Origin of the sequence: Methylobacterium currus, from assembly GCF_003058325.1 — a bacterium.
In the GTDB taxonomy this organism is placed as follows: Bacteria; Pseudomonadota; Alphaproteobacteria; order Rhizobiales; family Beijerinckiaceae; genus Methylobacterium; species Methylobacterium currus.
Genome location: NZ_CP028844.1, coordinates 38,065 through 54,513, shown reverse-complemented (window position 1 = coordinate 54,513; position 16,449 = coordinate 38,065). Strand labels below are relative to the sequence as shown.

The 16,449-nt window shown below is 67.6% G+C and carries 15 protein-coding genes; 11 read left to right on the top strand and 4 right to left on the bottom strand.

The genetic code is table 11. From position 1 onward, the window contains the following. Positions 1-607 precede the first annotated feature (607 nt). From DA075_RS30350 to DA075_RS30335, 4 genes are read left to right on the top strand one after another with little or no spacing between them, the layout of a single operon-like run. Positions 608-1,213: an SIS domain-containing protein gene (locus tag DA075_RS30350; RefSeq protein WP_099956908.1), complete on the top strand. Its 606-nt coding sequence runs from the start codon at positions 608-610 to the stop codon at positions 1,211-1,213. After that, positions 1,197-1,793: a D-glycero-alpha-D-manno-heptose-1,7-bisphosphate 7-phosphatase gene (locus DA075_RS37880; protein WP_099956907.1), complete on the top strand. Its 597-nt coding sequence runs from the start codon at positions 1,197-1,199 to the stop codon at positions 1,791-1,793. Before DA075_RS30350 ends, DA075_RS37880 begins: the two co-directional genes overlap by 17 nt. Next, positions 1,790-3,259: a D-glycero-beta-D-manno-heptose 1-phosphate adenylyltransferase gene (gene rfaE2, locus DA075_RS30340; RefSeq protein ID WP_244936681.1), complete on the top strand. Its 1,470-nt coding sequence runs from the start codon at positions 1,790-1,792 to the stop codon at positions 3,257-3,259. Before DA075_RS37880 ends, rfaE2 begins: the two co-directional genes overlap by 4 nt. A 2-nt stretch (positions 3,260-3,261) precedes the next feature. Beyond that, complete coding sequence (locus DA075_RS30335; RefSeq protein ID WP_164712565.1) at positions 3,262-5,127, top strand: tetratricopeptide repeat protein; 1,866 nt, start codon at positions 3,262-3,264, stop codon at positions 5,125-5,127. A gap of 37 nt (positions 5,128-5,164) precedes the next feature. Here the strand turns inward: DA075_RS30335 and DA075_RS30330 are convergent, their stop codons facing one another. Next, positions 5,165-6,955: a DUF4214 domain-containing protein gene (locus DA075_RS30330; protein ID WP_099956905.1), complete on the bottom strand. Its 1,791-nt coding sequence runs from the start codon at positions 6,953-6,955 to the stop codon at positions 5,165-5,167. A 330-nt stretch (positions 6,956-7,285) separates the two neighbouring features. Further along, positions 7,286-7,528, bottom strand: coding sequence for an AlpA family transcriptional regulator (locus DA075_RS30325; protein WP_123834516.1), 243 nt, complete (start codon positions 7,526-7,528; stop codon positions 7,286-7,288). Between the two features lie 312 nt (positions 7,529-7,840). Here DA075_RS30325 and DA075_RS30320 point away from each other — a divergent pair, with 312 nt between their 5' ends. The 4 genes from DA075_RS30320 (at position 7,841) to DA075_RS38450 (ending at position 10,261) form a co-directional block, all read left to right on the top strand. Next, positions 7,841-8,242, top strand: a complete 402-nt coding sequence (locus DA075_RS30320) for a hypothetical protein (RefSeq protein WP_091890648.1) — start codon at positions 7,841-7,843, stop codon at positions 8,240-8,242. Next, positions 8,239-8,763, top strand: a complete 525-nt coding sequence (locus DA075_RS30315; RefSeq protein ID WP_091890558.1) for an RES family NAD+ phosphorylase — start codon at positions 8,239-8,241, stop codon at positions 8,761-8,763. Before DA075_RS30320 ends, DA075_RS30315 begins: the two co-directional genes overlap by 4 nt. 688 nt (positions 8,764-9,451) lie before the next feature. Continuing rightward, positions 9,452-9,829: a hypothetical protein gene (locus tag DA075_RS36170; protein ID WP_123834513.1), complete on the top strand. Its 378-nt coding sequence runs from the start codon at positions 9,452-9,454 to the stop codon at positions 9,827-9,829. 111 nt (positions 9,830-9,940) lie between these two features. Continuing rightward, a complete protein-coding gene (locus DA075_RS38450; RefSeq protein WP_338068033.1) occupies positions 9,941-10,261 on the top strand; it encodes a YegP family protein in 321 nt (106 codons plus the stop codon). A 531-nt stretch (positions 10,262-10,792) separates the two neighbouring features. On the opposite strand, the gene DA075_RS30305 is transcribed toward DA075_RS38450, so the two are convergent. Next, positions 10,793-11,545 (bottom strand): IS6 family transposase, encoded by a 753-nt coding sequence (locus DA075_RS30305; protein WP_091890552.1) that lies wholly within the window; start codon positions 11,543-11,545, stop codon positions 10,793-10,795. Positions 11,546-11,619: 74 nt separating this feature from the next. Between DA075_RS30305 and DA075_RS36865 the strand changes: the two genes are divergently transcribed. From DA075_RS36865 to DA075_RS30295, 3 genes are all read left to right on the top strand, one after another. Beyond that, entirely contained in the window at positions 11,620-11,772 is a 153-nt protein-coding gene (locus tag DA075_RS36865; protein ID WP_164712564.1) for a hypothetical protein, read from the top strand. Continuing rightward, positions 11,769-13,088, top strand: coding sequence for an ISKra4 family transposase (locus tag DA075_RS30300; protein ID WP_091890549.1), 1,320 nt, complete (start codon positions 11,769-11,771; stop codon positions 13,086-13,088). Before DA075_RS36865 ends, DA075_RS30300 begins: the two co-directional genes overlap by 4 nt. 442 nt (positions 13,089-13,530) lie before the next feature. Then, positions 13,531-15,804, top strand: coding sequence for a TonB-dependent siderophore receptor (locus DA075_RS30295; RefSeq protein ID WP_099956904.1), 2,274 nt, complete (start codon positions 13,531-13,533; stop codon positions 15,802-15,804). A gap of 114 nt (positions 15,805-15,918) precedes the next feature. Here the strand turns inward: DA075_RS30295 and DA075_RS38685 are convergent, their stop codons facing one another. Beyond that, a complete protein-coding gene (locus DA075_RS38685; RefSeq protein ID WP_099956903.1) occupies positions 15,919-16,320 on the bottom strand; it encodes a transposase in 402 nt (133 codons plus the stop codon). Positions 16,321-16,449 lie beyond the last annotated feature (129 nt).

The window sequence follows — 16,449 nt, the reverse complement described above, 5'->3', positions numbered from 1 at the left end:
CGTTCTGCCCAGGGATCACCGCCGCTCGCAGGCCGCCGAGCCCCGAAGCGATCACCGGCCGGCGGACGAGGAACACCTCCCGGACGACGAGGGGGGGCGTTCGTCCATCAGATCGACGGTATCACGACCCTGGGACGACCTCGATCAGGGCCGAGCCGAAGCCGTCCGCGGCGGCGGCGTACAGCACGCTCGCCGAGGCGGTGCGAAGGCCGGCACGAACGGTGCGCAACGCTCGGGACCGGCTTTCGCGCAGGACTTCGCGCAAATTTGGGGAGAAAATCTTAGATAAAAATTTGAAAACAAGCCTTGGGAAAAATCGTGGACATCAGTCATCACCTGTGCCGGAAGTCCTCGTTCCGACCGGTCACGCCGTCGTCCATCGCCGCAACAATGCCATCCCCGATGTCGACCGGCCTCGACGGAGGACACGAGACGGCACCGGCGTACCGTGATGCCGGCTGGACCTTGCCGTCCTGACCGCCGCGGGGAAACACGGCCCCGGCCGCCGCAGCGAGGCTCGCACAGGGTCGCGGGATCTGACACACTCCCGAGATCTAACAGCCTTCGGCGGTCCCACCGTCGCCCGGAGGCCCCGAGCAGGCCAGGGATGCCGACGCCCCTCCCCCCACTCCCCGAGACCCGTTTCGAGATCGGCTTCGCGGCCCATCTCGCCGTCGCGGCGCGATCCGCGGCGCTCCTCGGCCCGCCGATGGCGGCGGTCACGGCCGCCTGCCTGCGGGCGCTGCGGGGCGGCGGCAAGCTCCTGCTGTTCGGCAATGGCGGCAGCGCCGCGGATGCGCAGCACATCGCGAGCGAGCTGACGATCGGGTTCGGCCGGCGCCGGGGTGGGATCGCGGCGCTGGCGCTGACCACCGACGCCTCGGCGCTGACCGCGGCCGGCAACGATCTCGGCTTCGAGCAGGTCTTCGCCCGCCAGGTCGAGGCGCTCGGGCGGCCCGGCGACGTCGCCCTCGGGCTCACCACCTCCGGCCGCAGCCCGAACGTGCTCGCCGCCCTGCGCACGGCCCGGCGCGCCGGCCTCGCGACCATCGGCTGGACGGGCGAGGCCGCGGCCGAGCTTCGGTCCCTGTGCGACCACGTCGTGGCGGTCCCGAGCTGCGAGACGCCCCGGATCCAGGAGGTCCATCTGCTCCTCGGGCACATCCTGTGCGGGGAGATCGAGCAGGAACTCGACGATGACCGTCCGCGCTGAGGCCGGTCCGCCGGTGGCCGGACCGCTCGTCTTCCTCGACCGGGACGGCACCCTGATCGTCGAGCGGCACTATCTCGGGGATCCGGCGGGGGTGACGCTCGAGGACGGCGTGGCCGAGGGGCTGCATCACCTGCGCGGCGCCCGCGCCCGCATCGCCGTGGTGACGAACCAGTCCGGCATCGCGCGGGGCTATTTCACCCCGGCCGCGGTCGCGGCGGTCCATGCCGAGGTCGACCGGCAGCTCGCCCGCGAGGGGCTGCATCTCGACGGCTGGTACCTCTGCCCGCACGGGCCGCAGGATGGCTGCCGCTGCCGCAAGCCGGCCCCGGGCCTGGTCGAGGCCGCCTGCCGCGACCTCGCATGCGACCCGGCGGGCTGCTTCGTCATCGGCGACAAGTCCTCGGATGTCGACCTCGCGACCCGCGTCGGCGGCACCGGCATCCTGGTGTCGCGGGCGCCCGAGGCCGCGCGATCCGGCAGCCTCGCGGTGCCGTCGTTCCGGGATGCCGCCCGGACCGTGACGCGGCTCTGGCGAGAGCGCCAGCGCGCGAGCGACGATGTCGGAAGGGTCTGCGCGTGAGCACCGAGTCGGAAGGCGGAATCGCCGGGCTGCTCGGGCGCCTGGCCGGACGGCACGTCGTCGTGCTCGGCGACGCGATGCTCGATCACCTGGTCGGCGGCGACGTCGCGCGCCTCTCGCCGGAGGCGCCGGTGCCGGTGCTCGCCCTGCGCCGGACCGTCTCGGCCCTGGGCGGCGCCGCCAACGTGGCCCGCAACGCCGTGAGCCTCGGGGGCCGGGCGACCCTGGTGAGCGTCGTCGGCGACGACGCGGCCGGACGGGCGCTCGCCGAGCGGGCGCAGCGCGAGATCGGGCCGGATAGCGCGCTGGTGATCGACCCGACGCGCCGCACCACCGAGAAGACGCGCTTCGTCGCCGGCGCCCAGCACCTCCTGCGCGTCGATGCGGAGGACGTGCACCCGGTGCCGGAGACGGTCGCGACCGCGCTCCTCGGGCGGCTCGATTCCGCGCTGAGGCGCGCCGACGCCCTCGTGCTCAGCGACTACGCCAAGGGCGTGCTGAGCCCGGCCGTGATCCGCGCGGCCTGCGCGCTCGCCCGCCGCCGCGGCGTCGCGATCGTCGCCGATCCCAAGCCCGCGACCCTCGCGCTCTATGCCGGCATCGACGTGATCGCCCCGAACGCCGCCGAGGCCGCCGCCGTCACCGGTCTCCCCGTCGGCAGCGATGCCGAGGTCGAGGCGGCGGCGCGGGCGCTTGAGCGGCTCACCGGCGGGGCGGTCGTGCTGACCCGCGGCGCGCACGGCATGACCGTGCTCGACCGGTCCGGCCGCGCGACCCACCTGCCGACCGAGGCCCGGGAGGTCTACGACGTGTCGGGCGCCGGGGACACGGTGGTGGCCGTCCTGGCCCTCGCCGCGTCCGACGACCTCGTCCTGGCCGCGCGCCTCGCCAACCGGGCGGCGGGGCTCGCGGTCGCCCGGGTCGGGACGACGGCGGTCGGGGCGGAGTCCCTGCGGCAGGCGCTCGCCCCGACCGCCGCCGCGGGCGGGCGGGTGATGAGCCTCGCCGAGGCCGCCGCCGCGGCAGCGGAGTGGCGGGGACGGGGAGCGCGGGTCGTCCTGACCAACGGCTGCTTCGACCTCCTGCATCCCGGCCATCTTCACCTGATCACCCAGGCGCGGGCACGCGGCGACCGGCTGATCGTGGCGGTGAACGACGACGCGTCGGTGCGACGCCTCAAGGGCCCGGCGCGGCCGGTCCAGCCGGAGGCCGACCGGGCCCGCCTCCTCGCGGGCCTCACCGGGGTCGATGCCGTCGTGCTGTTCCCCGAAGACACCCCGCTCGCCGTGATCGAGGCGATCCGGCCCGACATCCTGGTCAAGGGGGCCGATTACCGCCTCGACGCCGTGATCGGCGGCGACCTCGTGCGCTCCCGCGGCGGGGCGGTCGTGCTCGTACCGCTCCTCGACGGGCACTCCACGACGGCGACGCTCGGGCGGCTCGCCGACCGGACGGGAGCGGCGTGACCGTGACCGCGACACCGGGCGACGTCGAGGCCTGGCTGCGGCGCGGCGCCGACCTCGTGCGGACCGGCCGGCCGGCAGAGGCCGAACGCTGCTTCCGCGCCGCCCTGGCGCTGGAGCCCGGCGACGGGCGGGCGAGCGCGGCGCTCGCCGGCACCCTCGTGGCGACCGGGCGCCTCGGCGAGGCCGAGCCCCCGCTGCGCGCCGCCCTCGCCCGCAACCCCCTCGCGGCGCCGCTGCATGCCGAGCTTGGCCTGCTGCTGCTCCGGCTCGCCCGGCCGGACGAGGCGGCACGGGCCTTCCGGGAGGCGGTCCGGCTGCGGCCGGACCATGCCCGGACCCACGCGCGCCTCGGCGCCGCTTTGAACGCCTGCGGCCGCAAGCGGGCCGCCGAGCGCAGCTACCGCCAGGCCCTCGCCCACGCGCCCGACGACGCCTTCGCCCTCCTGGGTCTCGGCGGGCTCCTGCTCGGGAGGCGCGAATTCGCGCCGGCCGCCGCGTGCTTTCGCGCGGCGCTCGGCCACGAGCCGGCGGCGCATCGCGGGCTCGGGCTCGCGCTCTCGGGCCTCGGCGCCCGCGAGGAGGCCGTCCGCCACCTCGACGAGGCCTTGCGCCTCGATCCGGCCGATGCCGGCAGCGCCCTCGAACTCGGCAGCCTGCACGCCACTTCCGGCCGGCCCGAGGCGGCACTGGCGGCCTATGAGCGCGCGGGGGCTTTCGCCCCGCACCTCCCCGAGGCACATCTCGGCATCGGCATCGCCTCTGCGCTCCTCGGCCGGTTCGAGGCGGCCGAGGCGGCCCTGCGCGAGGCCCTGCGGCTGCGGCCTGATTCCGTCGAGGCGCTCTCCTCCCTCGGCGACGTGCTGCGCAACCGGGGCCGGCTCGACGAGGCGGAGGCGACGCTGCGGTCGGCGCTGCGCCTGCGGCCGCAGGATGCCGACGCGGCCGTGCATCTCAGCTTCGTGCTGCTGCAGGCGGGCCGCCACGCCGAGGGCTGGTGCCGCCACGAGGCGCGCTGGGCCGCGACCGCCTGGCGCGGGCGCCGGCGTCCCCTCGCCTGCCCGCCCTGGCGCGGCGAGCCGTTAGGCAGGCGCCGGCTCCTGCTCCACGCCGAGCAGGGGCTCGGCGACACCATCCAGTTCTGCCGCTTCGTGCCGCTGGTCGCCGGCGCCGCCCGGCTTCGCCTCGCGGTGCCGGCGGCCCTGGCCGGGCTCCTGCGCGACTCGGACGTCGCGCGGAATGTCGAGGTGACGGGCTCGGACGCGGACGGGTCGGAGGACGATCTCGCCCTGCCGCTGATGAGCCTGCCGGCCCGCCTCGGCATCACCGAGACGACCATCCCCTCCGCGCCCTATCTGCGGGCGGATGCGGGGAAGACCGAGGCCTGGCGCCGGGAGCTCGGGGTCCTCGACGGGCTGCGGGTCGGGCTCGTCTGGGCAGGCGATCCGACCATGGCGGCGGATGCCCGCCGCTCGCTCCCCCTGGGGCGGCTCGCGTCTCTCGCCGACGTGCCGGGCCTGCGCCTGGTGTCGCTCCAGGTCGGGCCGGCGGCCCGGCAGATCGCCGAGACCGGCCTGCCGATCCTCGACGCCGCCCCGCGCCTCGCCGATCTGACCGACACCGCCGCCCTCGTCGCGGCGCTCGACCTCGTCGTCGGCGTCGACACGGCCGTGCTCCACCTCGCCGGCGCCCTCGGCCGCCCGGCCTGGCTCATGAACCGGTTCGACACCTGCTGGCGCTGGGGCGGCACCGGCGCGACGACGCCCTGGTACCCCTCGATGCGGATCGTCCGCCAGCCGGCGCCGGGCGCATGGGACCCGGTGATCGCGCAGGTCCGAACAGATCTCCGCCGGCTCGCGGCGGAAAGGTGACGGCCGGGCGGTCCCCCGCCCGGCCGTCCGTGTCGCGTCAGCTCGCCAGGGTGTAGGATTGCTCGATCGCACCGGCGAGGTGCTGGGCCGCCTCCGCGCTCTCGGCGATGCCGATCGCCACGGTGGCGCGGGAGGCCCCGCCGGCGAGTTCGAGGTTCCAGCCCACCGCGCCCGCGGTGTCGGGCGTGCGGCCGAGGGCGTCGTTGTAGAGCGCATCGACGAAGGCGGTGTTGCTCAGGCCCGGCGAGCGCGCCTGGTACTCGCCCGAGATCAGGAACGCGTCGGCCACGCTGGTGAGCGTGGCGCCCCCCTCGAGAGAGGCGGTCCAGCTTGCCAGGCCCGCTGCATCCGGCGCCCGGCCGAGCAGCCCATGATAGAGACGCGCCACCGCGGCGGCCTCCGCATCCGGAACGAACACCCCGACGGCGAGTTCAGGCGCCAGCTGCGCGGCGTTCTCGGTCGAGAGCGCGAAGCCCGCCACCACCTCGCCGCGCGCGCCACCGGCATCGAGGAACGCGACCCAGCCCGCCGCCCCCTGCGGATCGGCGGCGCGGCCGAGCCCGGTCTGGTAGAGCTGGTTCACGAAGGCGGCGTTGTCGAGCGACCCGTAGAGGGCCTGTCCCTCCGGCGAGGCGAGGAGCGACGTCGCCAGCGCGGCGAGCGAGGTCCCCCCGCCGAGGGCGGCGGCGCCGCGCTCCAGCTCGAGGCCCGTCGCGTCGCGGCCGAACACGGCGTCGTAGGCCGCGTAGACCTGACCGCCGGCCCCGGCGAGATCGCGCACCACGTCGCCGAAGGCGGCCGCATTGGACGAGAAGCGGATCGTCGAGACGCCGTCCGCCTTGGCGGTGACCGAGACCGGAACAGCCGTCGCGCCGTTGATCGTCATCCGGTGGGTCACGCCGTCGACGACGAAGCTCAGGGTCTCGCCGTCGAGGCTCGCCGCGCTCACCAGGCCCTGGACCTCGACGGTGTCGGTCTTGTCGAATTCGAGGATCGTGTCGCCGTCGAGGTCGGCGGCCGTGCCCCGGTAGACGTCGGCGCCGGCCCCGCCCGACAGCCGGTCGGCCCCGGCCCCGCCGACCAGCGTGTCGTTGCCGCCCCGGCCCACGAGCAGGTTGGCGACCGCGTTGCCGGTGATGAGGTCGTTGCCCCCGCCGCCGGTGGCGTTCTCGATCACGACGCCGTTGGCGATGGTGTAGCCGCCACCGATGAAGGCCGCGTAGCTCAAGACCCCGTAGCCGGTCGCGCTCTGGTCGAGGGTCGCGGCGGTGAGGTCGAGGATGGCGTTGCGGTTGCCGTCGTAGCGCATCTCGTCGGTGCCGCCGGTGTCCCAGATGCAGGACCAGAACGCCGTGTCGGGCTGGTAGACGATCGATTCGGGGACGCCCGCCTCGTTGGGCTCGCCGCGCACGAACGGCGCCGGGTCGTTGCTGTCGGGCAGGACGTAGACGTCGTCGCCGCTGGCGTAGGTGGTGTTGGCGCCGTAGAGGTACTGGATCGCCGCGATGTCGTAGGCCATCGGCGTGGCGGCGAAGCCGTGCTCCAGGAAGAAGTCGTCGGCGACCGGGCGCTGGCGGGTCGGCTGGACGTCGACATGGCCCTCGTCGTCGAACTCGTAGCCGTGCAGGTACGACATGACCGAGCCGAACATGTGGTTCAGCTCGAGCACGCCGAGGCTGCGCTGCCGCTCGGCCGAGGTGTCCGTCGGGTCGATGCCCGGAAAGAAGTTGGGCGAAAACGCGCCCGAGCCGGAATCGTGCGGGTGCTTCAGGCCGAGGCCGTGCCCGGTCTCGTGAATGAAGGTGCGGAAGAAGTGGGCGTGTCGCAAACTCTCAACGATCGAAATAATCTTCTCCGCACCGGGTGTTACGATGCCTGCCCACGGCCTGCTTAGCCGCTTCAAAGGGGTCGGTGAGGCGGTTTAGCGGCCCTGAGATCGCCCCATCGGATCGAGCGCGGACTCTCCCGGGAGCACAATTTTCTCCGGCCAAAATTTTTGCGACACGCCCGACGAACAGACCCCCGGGGCAGTCCGGGACGATCGAGATCGCCATTGACCGGTCGTGCTTGGAATGCCCGGGTGCGGGGGCGTACACCACCTTGCCACGGCAGACCTCGCCCCGGGTGACGCGGGCAATCGTGTAGAGGTCGAACTCCATCACGCCCCCCTCTCGTCGCTGGCCGGAGCCACCGCGACGGCAGGCTCGACGCGGTGGGCTGCCGCGTAAGCTTCCACGTCCGCGACCCGGTAGGCCACGCACCGGCCGAAGACGTAGGCGGCCGGACCGGCACCTGCGGCCCGTGCCTTGTTCAGGAAGCTCTCACTGACGCCGAGGCGGTGTGCCGCCTCCCACGTCTTCATCGGCCGCTCCCCGGGCGGGAACATCCTCTTGGTGCGCATCGTGACCTCCATGCGGTCGGTCGCCGGGGTGGCGCCGATCCGCGGGAGATCAGACGGGAAAAGCCGAGCCGTGGCTCGCTCGATTGCGTTGAAGACGAACGGCTCTTGCGTTGAACGCACCCGCTTCGGGCGGGCGTGCCGGCGTCACGTGCCCCTGGCGAGGACGCTGAGCTCCGATTTCACGCCGCCGCGCTCGTCCGGGTGCCGGAGCTCCGGGTGAACAGGGATGGGCGATCGCCGACCGAACGCCCCCCTTTGCCGCAAGACGAGCTGTGCATATATAGTGCACTGAAAGTGCGTAAGGTGGTCGCGATGAGTGTTGGTGCAGCTATTCGCGAGGACGCCCCTGCGATCCTCGTGTCGCGGTTCATGGACGAGCTCCAGGAGCCACGGAAACCCTACATCTCGTCCGAGCGCTTCGCCGAGCGCTTAGGCATGAGCAAGATGACCCTGGCGCGTCTCGCCGGCGTCCACCGCAACACGCTACGTACGAACCCCGCCTCCGAGGTCCTGCAAGCCCGCCTGCGCGAGATGATCAAGATCATCATCGCGGCCAGCCAACTCACTGGGGATATCGAGAAAGCCAAGTACTGGTTCATGAATGAACCGATCTTTGACTATCGTGGCAAAACCGCAGCCGAACTCGTTTCCGACGGCAAGTTCGAGGCCGTCCTGGCCTTCCTTGAAGACCTGAGGAACGGGGCATCCGGGTGATCATCACCCGGTTCCCTGCGGAGCGGATCTTCTATCGGTACCTCACACCCCGTTGGTCCTATCTTCCCCTGAGCGGCGCAGGTGCGGCGACGGGCGGGGGCCGGTTCAACCGACCGGGGATTGAAGCGCTCTACCTCAGCACGGAGCCCGAGACCGCCTATGCCGAGCTGAAGCAAGGCGCTTCCATCGCGCCGCCTGCCACGCTCGCAGCCTACAAGGTCAGGGCCGACGAGATCGTGGATTTCTCGGGCGATTTTGACCCTGCGACATGGTCGCCCGATTGGGCCTCATGGAATGCGGACTGGAAACACATCGCCCGCATCGAGAGGCGTATCCCGCCATCGTGGATCCTGGCGGACGGCGTGATCGCCGCGGGGCGACGCGGCCTGCTGTTCCCATCGACGCGCCGGCCCGGTGGTACCAATCTCGTCCTGTTCTCGGCCAATCTCACGGGCGGCGACGCGCTTACCGTGCACGACCCTCACGGCGACCTGCCCGTCGATCAATCCTCGTGGCGATGAAGCTGCGCCAGCAGGGGCGTACCGAACCAGCCATCCTACGCCGACGCAATGCCCCTGGCGGGCGTTGGTCCATCGGCCATTGCAGCGCTGTGGCCGAGGCGCTTACGGCGACGAGCAGCGTCCACGCAAAGCCGTAAGATCCCGTTGCGTCCAGGATCACACCGCCCATCCAGGCGCCTGCGAATGACCCGAGCTGATACGAAAGGAAGATCACCCCGAATAGCAGGTTGAAGTGCCGCAGGCCGAAGAGCGCGCCGATCAAGCCTGAAACCAAGGGCGCCACGGATGGCCAGATCCCATAGCGATCAAATCCGTCACGAACTTGAAGCTGGTTTGCGCAATCAGCCTACCAAATAGCGCCATGCGCAGATTACCGCCTTGTCGTCGGAGGGGGCATCTCGCGGATGAAATCTCGCTACTCCGTGAAGCGAGGCCCGCTCCCGATTGGACCGAAGTGCACGAGCTAAGGCGTGGAGTATGCTAAATCCGACAATGGCTGTGGATAATTCGCCGCACCCTCTCTCCCAGGCAAGGCAGGATCCTTGTGCTCTGAGGGCCAAACGTGGTTAGTGAACCGTTAAGCCAATCCATAGGGGTGGACAGCGAACTGTGCGCCTGTCATACTCCTTGAATGGGTGCTGCTCAGGAACATCGCTCTAGCCCGGCCGAGGAGGCGTCAGCCTTCCGCGTGGACTCAATGGTCCGCGGCATTCTCAGCCTGCTGGAGACTCTCTCTCCAGCCGAGAAGCAACTCGTCGTGCGGCGAGTTACAGACGCACTCCGACCAATCCGAACTCCAAACGCGGGCGACGTCCTCAGCGTTGTCGTTCAACTCATGCCACGCACCGGCACTTGGACAGTTGACGATCTAAAAAAGACAATCGAAAAATCAGGCGTCGAGGCAAAGCCTAAGGAAATTTACAACGCGCTCGGCTATCTAACGCGCCGCAAGCATATACAGAGAATTTCTTATGGCCGATACATGGTAGATGGTGCCATGGTTGAGACGGCCGAAGATCTGGGTGAAAGCAATCGCTACGAGGAGAGCTATCAGGAACAATCCTGAAAAACCGATCTTTATTTTTCGTGCGTAATCACACGCGCAAAGAAATTTGACCAACGGAATTAGAAGGGCCGTCGAGTGGCTAGACTCGACGGCCCGGAAGTTCCGACCCGCATGACTCTGAGCCAGGCGCGGGACAGGCTGCATCACAGCGGGTGCTATAATGGCGTCTGCATGCCTCTGGTCAAGCCTGGCTTACACATACGAGCCATGAAAGGCACGGCTATGAGCAACCGACCCTTCCCTTCTTATTGGATGTATAAAGACAACAAAGGCGAGTGGCGCTGGACCTACCACGCCAGCAACGGACTGGCAATTTCTGTCAGCAGCGAAGGGTATAAGCGTAGATCAGACTGCGAAAGAAGCATCGAAATCATGAAGGGATCGCACAACAGTCCGACATGGATGCCTTCAGACCTCTTGCACGCAGCCTGAACATGCGTGGCTCGGCGTAGAGCCGAGCCATCCTTGCTTCTGATGGAGAGTTTAATGTCGACTTGGGATGTTGCTGTTGTCCGCGAGCAAGGCGTCAACTTCGCGGTCGTCAGTGTTCGCGATAGCGTTATCGACAGCTTCGCCGACCGAGATAAAGTCGTACGCACCTTGAGCTACGAATTAGGTGTTCCTACCGTCTTGATAGGCGCACGAGATAGCCGCCTGTATGGCCGATCCGACATCGTCCGATTTCTACAGAACGTGCATCCGTCCCGGCTGCCTTGGCGGAGGATCACACTGGCGGCATGAAGACTCGGGCGAGCGCACCCATGGGACCTCCGATCCCGGGCACGCTCGCCCTCTCTGGCAGCCCGATTGGCAGAACCTTTTATCCGACCTTACATCCGCTGCGCCGGGGGAGGACGCTCAATCCAGAAGGGGATCCGACAGGCACGACGCCCCCCTGGCTCAGGATCTGGGCGTGTCGCAAACTCGGTTTCAGGCCGCAGAAGGGATTGACCGCCCCCGCTTTCACGCTTTGTTCGCGACGGGAAGTCCGAAGCAGGTGGCAAGCAGCTGGTTCTGCTCCCGCACGCTCCACGCGCCCGCGAACCCAAAGCCCTTGCGCAGCCACAGCATGGCCTCGAAACCCCGGATCGTGCGCCGGGCCGTGGCGAACGAGCGGAAGCCGCCCACCCGCGGCATCGCCCGCTTCACTCGGAAATGGTCGCTCTCGATCCCTTGTTGCAGGTGCTTGGTGACGTAGTGGGTCGGTGTGCGCGGCAGCAGACCCGCCTTGCGGCTCTCGGCGATGGCGGGTGGGTACGGGCCGGCTCCGTCGGTGCCGATCCGATCGGGCGCGAGAAGCGGCTGGTCCTGTAGCATCTTGCGGAAGAAGCGCTTCGCGGCATCGAGGTCGCGGTTGGCCGTGAGCAGGAAGTCGATCGCCTCGCCATGCTTGTCGATGGCCCGGTAGAGGTAGCGCCACTGGCCCCGCACCTTGATGTAGGTCTCGTCGACGCGCACGGACCCGCAATGCGGCTTGCGGAACCGCCGCAGGCGCCGCTCGATGGCAGGCGCGTAGGATAGCACCCAGCGATTGATGGTGGAGTGATCCACCTCCATGCCCCTCTCCAGGAGCATCTCCTCGATGTCACGGTAGCTCAGGGCATAGCGCAGGTACCAGGAGACGGCCTGGACGATCAGGGTGGCCTCGAAGTGCCGGCCCCGGAAGTCGCCACGGGCTTGCCGCTTCAGCTTAAGGGCGAGAGCGTTCAGGATCATGGGCCGGCTCCGAGGCGGAGGCGGCAGGCTGGGCAGGTATGGTTACCGACCCGTAAACGAGGGTCGGTTCGCGTTTGCGACAGGCCCACCCGGAGCGCCTCGACGACCTGGACGACATTGTGCGCCGGTCGGAGCGGCGGCTGCGGCTCAGCGAGCCGTTCGACAGGAAAGCGGCGAACGAGCGGATGCGGGCGCTGGCGGGGGCGAACGAGGAGATGTCGCCATGACCCTGCGCTGCACCTTACAGGTCGAGATCGGACCTCCGGCCGGAGAAGATCAACAAGGTGCCGCCGCGGTGATCGACCGCCCGGACGAGCTCGCGCCCGAGACGCTCGGGCTGACGCTCGCCGAGGCACACGCGCTGCTCCGCGACGTGCAGGCCCGGCTCGTCGCCGCGCAGGTCGAGCGGTGGCAAGCCGCTCACCGGGCCTGCCCGGCATGCGGTACCGTTCGCGGGCTGAAGGAGCGCCGGCCGCTGGCGATGCGCACCGCCTTCGGCGAGCAGGTGGTTCAGGCCGAGCGGCTGAGGCGCTGTCCGTGCGGCGGCGATGAAGGGGCGGGTGCGACCGTAACGCCGCTCGCCGCCTTGCTGCCCGAGCGCACCACGCCCGAGCTCCTCTACCTGGAGACGCGCTGGGCGTCGCTCGTCTCCTTCGGCCTGGCCGCGCGCATGCTGGGCGAGCTGCTGCCGCTCGACCGCCCGATCGGGGCGGAGCGCGTGCGCCGCCACCTACACGCCGTAGCCAAGCATGAGGAGGCGGAGCTCGGGCCCGAGGAAGGCGACTACTTCGACGGGTGCCAGCGCGACCTGTTCGACATGGAGCAGCCGGACGGGCCCGTGGTGGTCGGCATCGACGGCGGCTACGTCCGCGACCGCGAGGGCTCCTGGTTCGAGGTGATCGCCGGCAAGGGCCTGGGCTCGTTCGAGCGCGACGGGGCCATCGCCGGGTCGGACGGCATCATGAATATTCCCGTTCCGCCCGGCCGGTGCTTCGCGTTCGTGCAGGCGTTCGACGACCGGCCGCGCCGGCGCATGTTCGAGATGCTGCGCGGGATGGGCTACCGGCCCAACCAGAAGCTGATCATGCTGTCGGACGGCGGCGAGAGCGTGCGCACGCTGGGCAAGCGCATCGGCCCGGAAGCCGAGCACGTGCTGGACTGGTTCCACGTCGCCATGCGCGTGAGCGCGCTCGGGCAGATGGTGAAGGGCGCCGCGGCCGAGGGCGTCTGGCGCGACGACCGCCTGGCCGAGCTGGAGCGCGCCAAGCACCTGCTCTGGAACGGGCACGCGCGCGAGGCGGAGATGGAGGTCGGCTGGATCGAGGGCGAGGTCGAGGCCGAGCTGGACGACGCCGACGGCGAGCGCCGGGCCTGCTTGAACAAGCTCGGCGTCGCCGTCCGCGAGTTCCAGGTCTACATCCGCCGCAACGCGGGCAGCGTCGTCGACTATGGCGAACGCTTCCGGGCGGGCGAGCGGATCTCGTCAGGCTTCGTGGAGAGCGCGATCAACCAGGTCGTCGCCAAGCGGTTCTCCAAACGGTAGTCAATGCGCTGGACCAGGCGCGGCGCGCACCTCACGCTCCAGGCCAGGACGCGCGTGCTCAACGGCGAGCTGGAGGGTGCCTTCCGGCGGCGCTGGCCCGGGTTCAGAGCGGGGCGGGCAGCATGACCCTCGTTTGGCTTACCCCAGGGCCCGAGCCGGTTGCCCCCGGTTTGTGATGCGCTCCGATGCCGTTTGACAATCAATGCTCTGGGACGGGGAGCCATTACTCGAAAAACTACCGCTGATTGGCATCAGAGGGCGAAGTCCAACTCCTCATCCTCACGTTGCACAATCGTCACATGCACAGGATCGCTGCCAAGCTGTCTTGCACCCCAAACGATGGCGTTCTAGGCATCAAAAAATAGCGCAAGATCAACAGTTTAGCACAATTCCAAACTGGCGCCTTCGGCTTGTCAGTGTTTGCGTGCATGCGGGGTGTAAGATGAAGATCGGCAACTCTCAGGGTGTAGGCCCCCAACGAAGCGCGACCTTGCGCCTCGCTCTCGCAGGCGTGTCGCTCCTCAGCCTTGCCGGCGCCGCTGCTGCTCAGGATGCAACATCGCCACGACGCGGAACGGCCAATCCACCGGCCGAGGCGACCATTCAACTCGAACAGATCAGCGTCTCTGGGCAAGGGAACGGTGGTGTCTCGCCCGTTCCGGCTGGCACACCTGTTCGAGCGGTTGAGAGCCCGACTGGCCCGGTGAACGGCTTCGTGGCGACGCGCTCAGCCACCGCAACGAAGACCAATACTCCGCTGATCGAGACGCCGCAATCAATCACTGTTGTCGGCCGTGAGCAGATCGATGTGCAGAAGGCCCAAACCCTTACTCAGGCTACGCAATACGCAGCCGGTCTTTACTCAGGCACTTTCGGTGCAGACTCCCGCCTCGACTACTTCACCTTGCGTGGCTTCGTGGCGAGCGACTATGGTCTCTACCGTGACGGCCTGCAGCTCCTGAACTACGGTTTTGCCTATTTCCGTACCGACACCTTTGGCCTGGAGCGTATTGAGGTGCTGCGCGGCCCGGCTGCGGTGCTGTTCGGCGCTGGCACCCCCGGTGGCTTGATCAACCAGGTCACCAAGCGTCCTCCGCTCGACCCGCTGCGCTACATCGAGGTTGGCGGTGGCGCTTTCGGGCAGGGCGGCTTCGGCTACACCGCGTTCGACCTCGGCGGTCCGGCGGGTCCTGACGGGCATTGGTTCTATCGCCTGACCGGCAGCGGGCGCGTCGGTGGCAACCAAGTCGAGGGCGCGCCGGAGGACCGCGGCTATATCGCGCCAGCCTTCACCTACAAGCCGGATGGGGCGACGAAGTTCACCTTTCTGTCGAGCGTTCAGTACGACAACGCTGCGGTGACGGCGAACTTCCTGCCGTATTCGGGAACCGTGCGGCCGAACCTCTCAGGTCTGCGCATCCCGCGCTCGCTCAACGTCGGCGACGTCGGCCTCAACACCTTCCGGCGCGAGCAAGCCTATATCGGCTACGAGTTCGAGCACGCCTTCAACGAGACCTGGACCTTCCGACAGAACCTGCGCTACTCTTACGTCGATAGCTTCCAGAACTCTTATATCGGTCAGCTCGGATACAGCGACGCCGCCGAGACGCGACTGGGCCGCTATCAGTTCCGGGACAGCGCGCGGGCTGCCCTGTTCCAGGTCGACAATCAGGCCGAGGCACGCTTCTCCGACGGCTTTTTCCGCCACAACCTGCTGCTCGGTCTCGATTACAAGAACTACAATCTGCACGACAATCAAGCATCGACATTCCCGGGCCCAGATCTCAGCATTCTGTTCCCGGTCTACGGTCAACGCGTCGCCTCGCCGACGCCCTACCTCATCAACGCGAACAGCTTCAACCAACTCGGCCTGTACGCGCAGGACCAAATCAAACTCACTGACCAGCTGAGCTTAGTGCTCGGCCTGCGTCAGGACTTCGCCGACAACCGCACCCGCAACTTGCTCACGCCATCATCGCCCACCGGCGGGCGCAGTGACAATGCACTGACCTACCGGACGGCCCTGATCTACAACTTTGACTTTGGGCTTGCGCCCTATGTCAGCTACTCGACTTCGTTCCAGCCGCAGATCGGCACCGCCTTCAGTGGCGCGGGCTTCCGCCCCGAAACCGGCAACCAGATCGAGGGCGGCGTGAAGTTCGAGCCGCCGGGCCAGGGCTATTTCCTGACGCTCGCCGGCTTCGAGATTAATCGCCAGGGCGTGCTGGTGCCGGATCCGGCCAACGCCTTCTTCAGCATCCAGTCCGGCTCACAGCGCTCCACCGGCTTCGAAGCTCAGCTCAACGTCACCCTGGCTGAAGGGCTCAACGCGGTAGCGGCTTTCACGACCTACGATCTCGTCACCACGAAGGACGCGGATCCGGCCCGGATTGGGCGTACCCCAGTCAACATTCCCGAGACCTTCGCTTCGGCCTTCTTCGACTACACGATCCCCGTGGGCGAGTTGCGCGGCTTCGGTTTTGGTGGCGGCGTGCGTTATGTTGGGCGTTCCTTTGCTGACGTGCCCAATACGCTAAAAGTCTCCGACTACGTTCTGTTTGACGCGCAGGTGCACTACAACATTGACAATTGGCGCCTTGCATTGAACGCTACAAACATCGCCGATCGGCGCTTCGTTTCGTCCTGCCAGTCAGCCGTATCCTGCTTCTATGGCGATGCTCGCCGTGTCGTCGCAAGTGTCAGCTATAAGTGGTGATATAATGATAGATATATAGTTTTTACAGGGCGGCGCAAAGCCGCCCTGTATTTTTGATAAACACGAATTTATGATATTTTATATTATAGATACATTTTTAAATATATAAAAAATCTAGGTAGTCTTTGTTGAGTTGACTTGTTGCATTTGGGTCATTCGCTCCGCCAGCCATCGATCGCGATCCGGACGCCAAGCCCTATCAATCCGCTGTCCCTTCTGCACTGGACGAGATTGCGAAAGTGCAAGAGGATCAAGTGCGCTTGCTTCCTGAGTCCATCCTGCTTGGGATAAAGCTTGCAGCATTCGCGTCCAGAACGATCGGTGTCCCCAACGTCGAAAGCGTTGATAGACTGTGATTGGAGACCCATATTCCTTTGGAAAGTCTGGCCATCGACAACCACTCAGTGAAACCTGGATTATTCCTGATAAAGATCGGCGATCGTCGCTTCTGTTGGCGCCACTTGCAGGTAAAAATGGGGAAATTACGTCCCATTGTGTATCACTAGGCCAAAATATTTCTGCGTTTTTTTAATTTTATTGGTATTTGTGTTCTGATGCATGGATTGCCTCTTAATTAATATCGAGAAATTCCTGCCAAGATACCTCTTCTGTCACATCATAATACATTTATCACTCGATGTATGC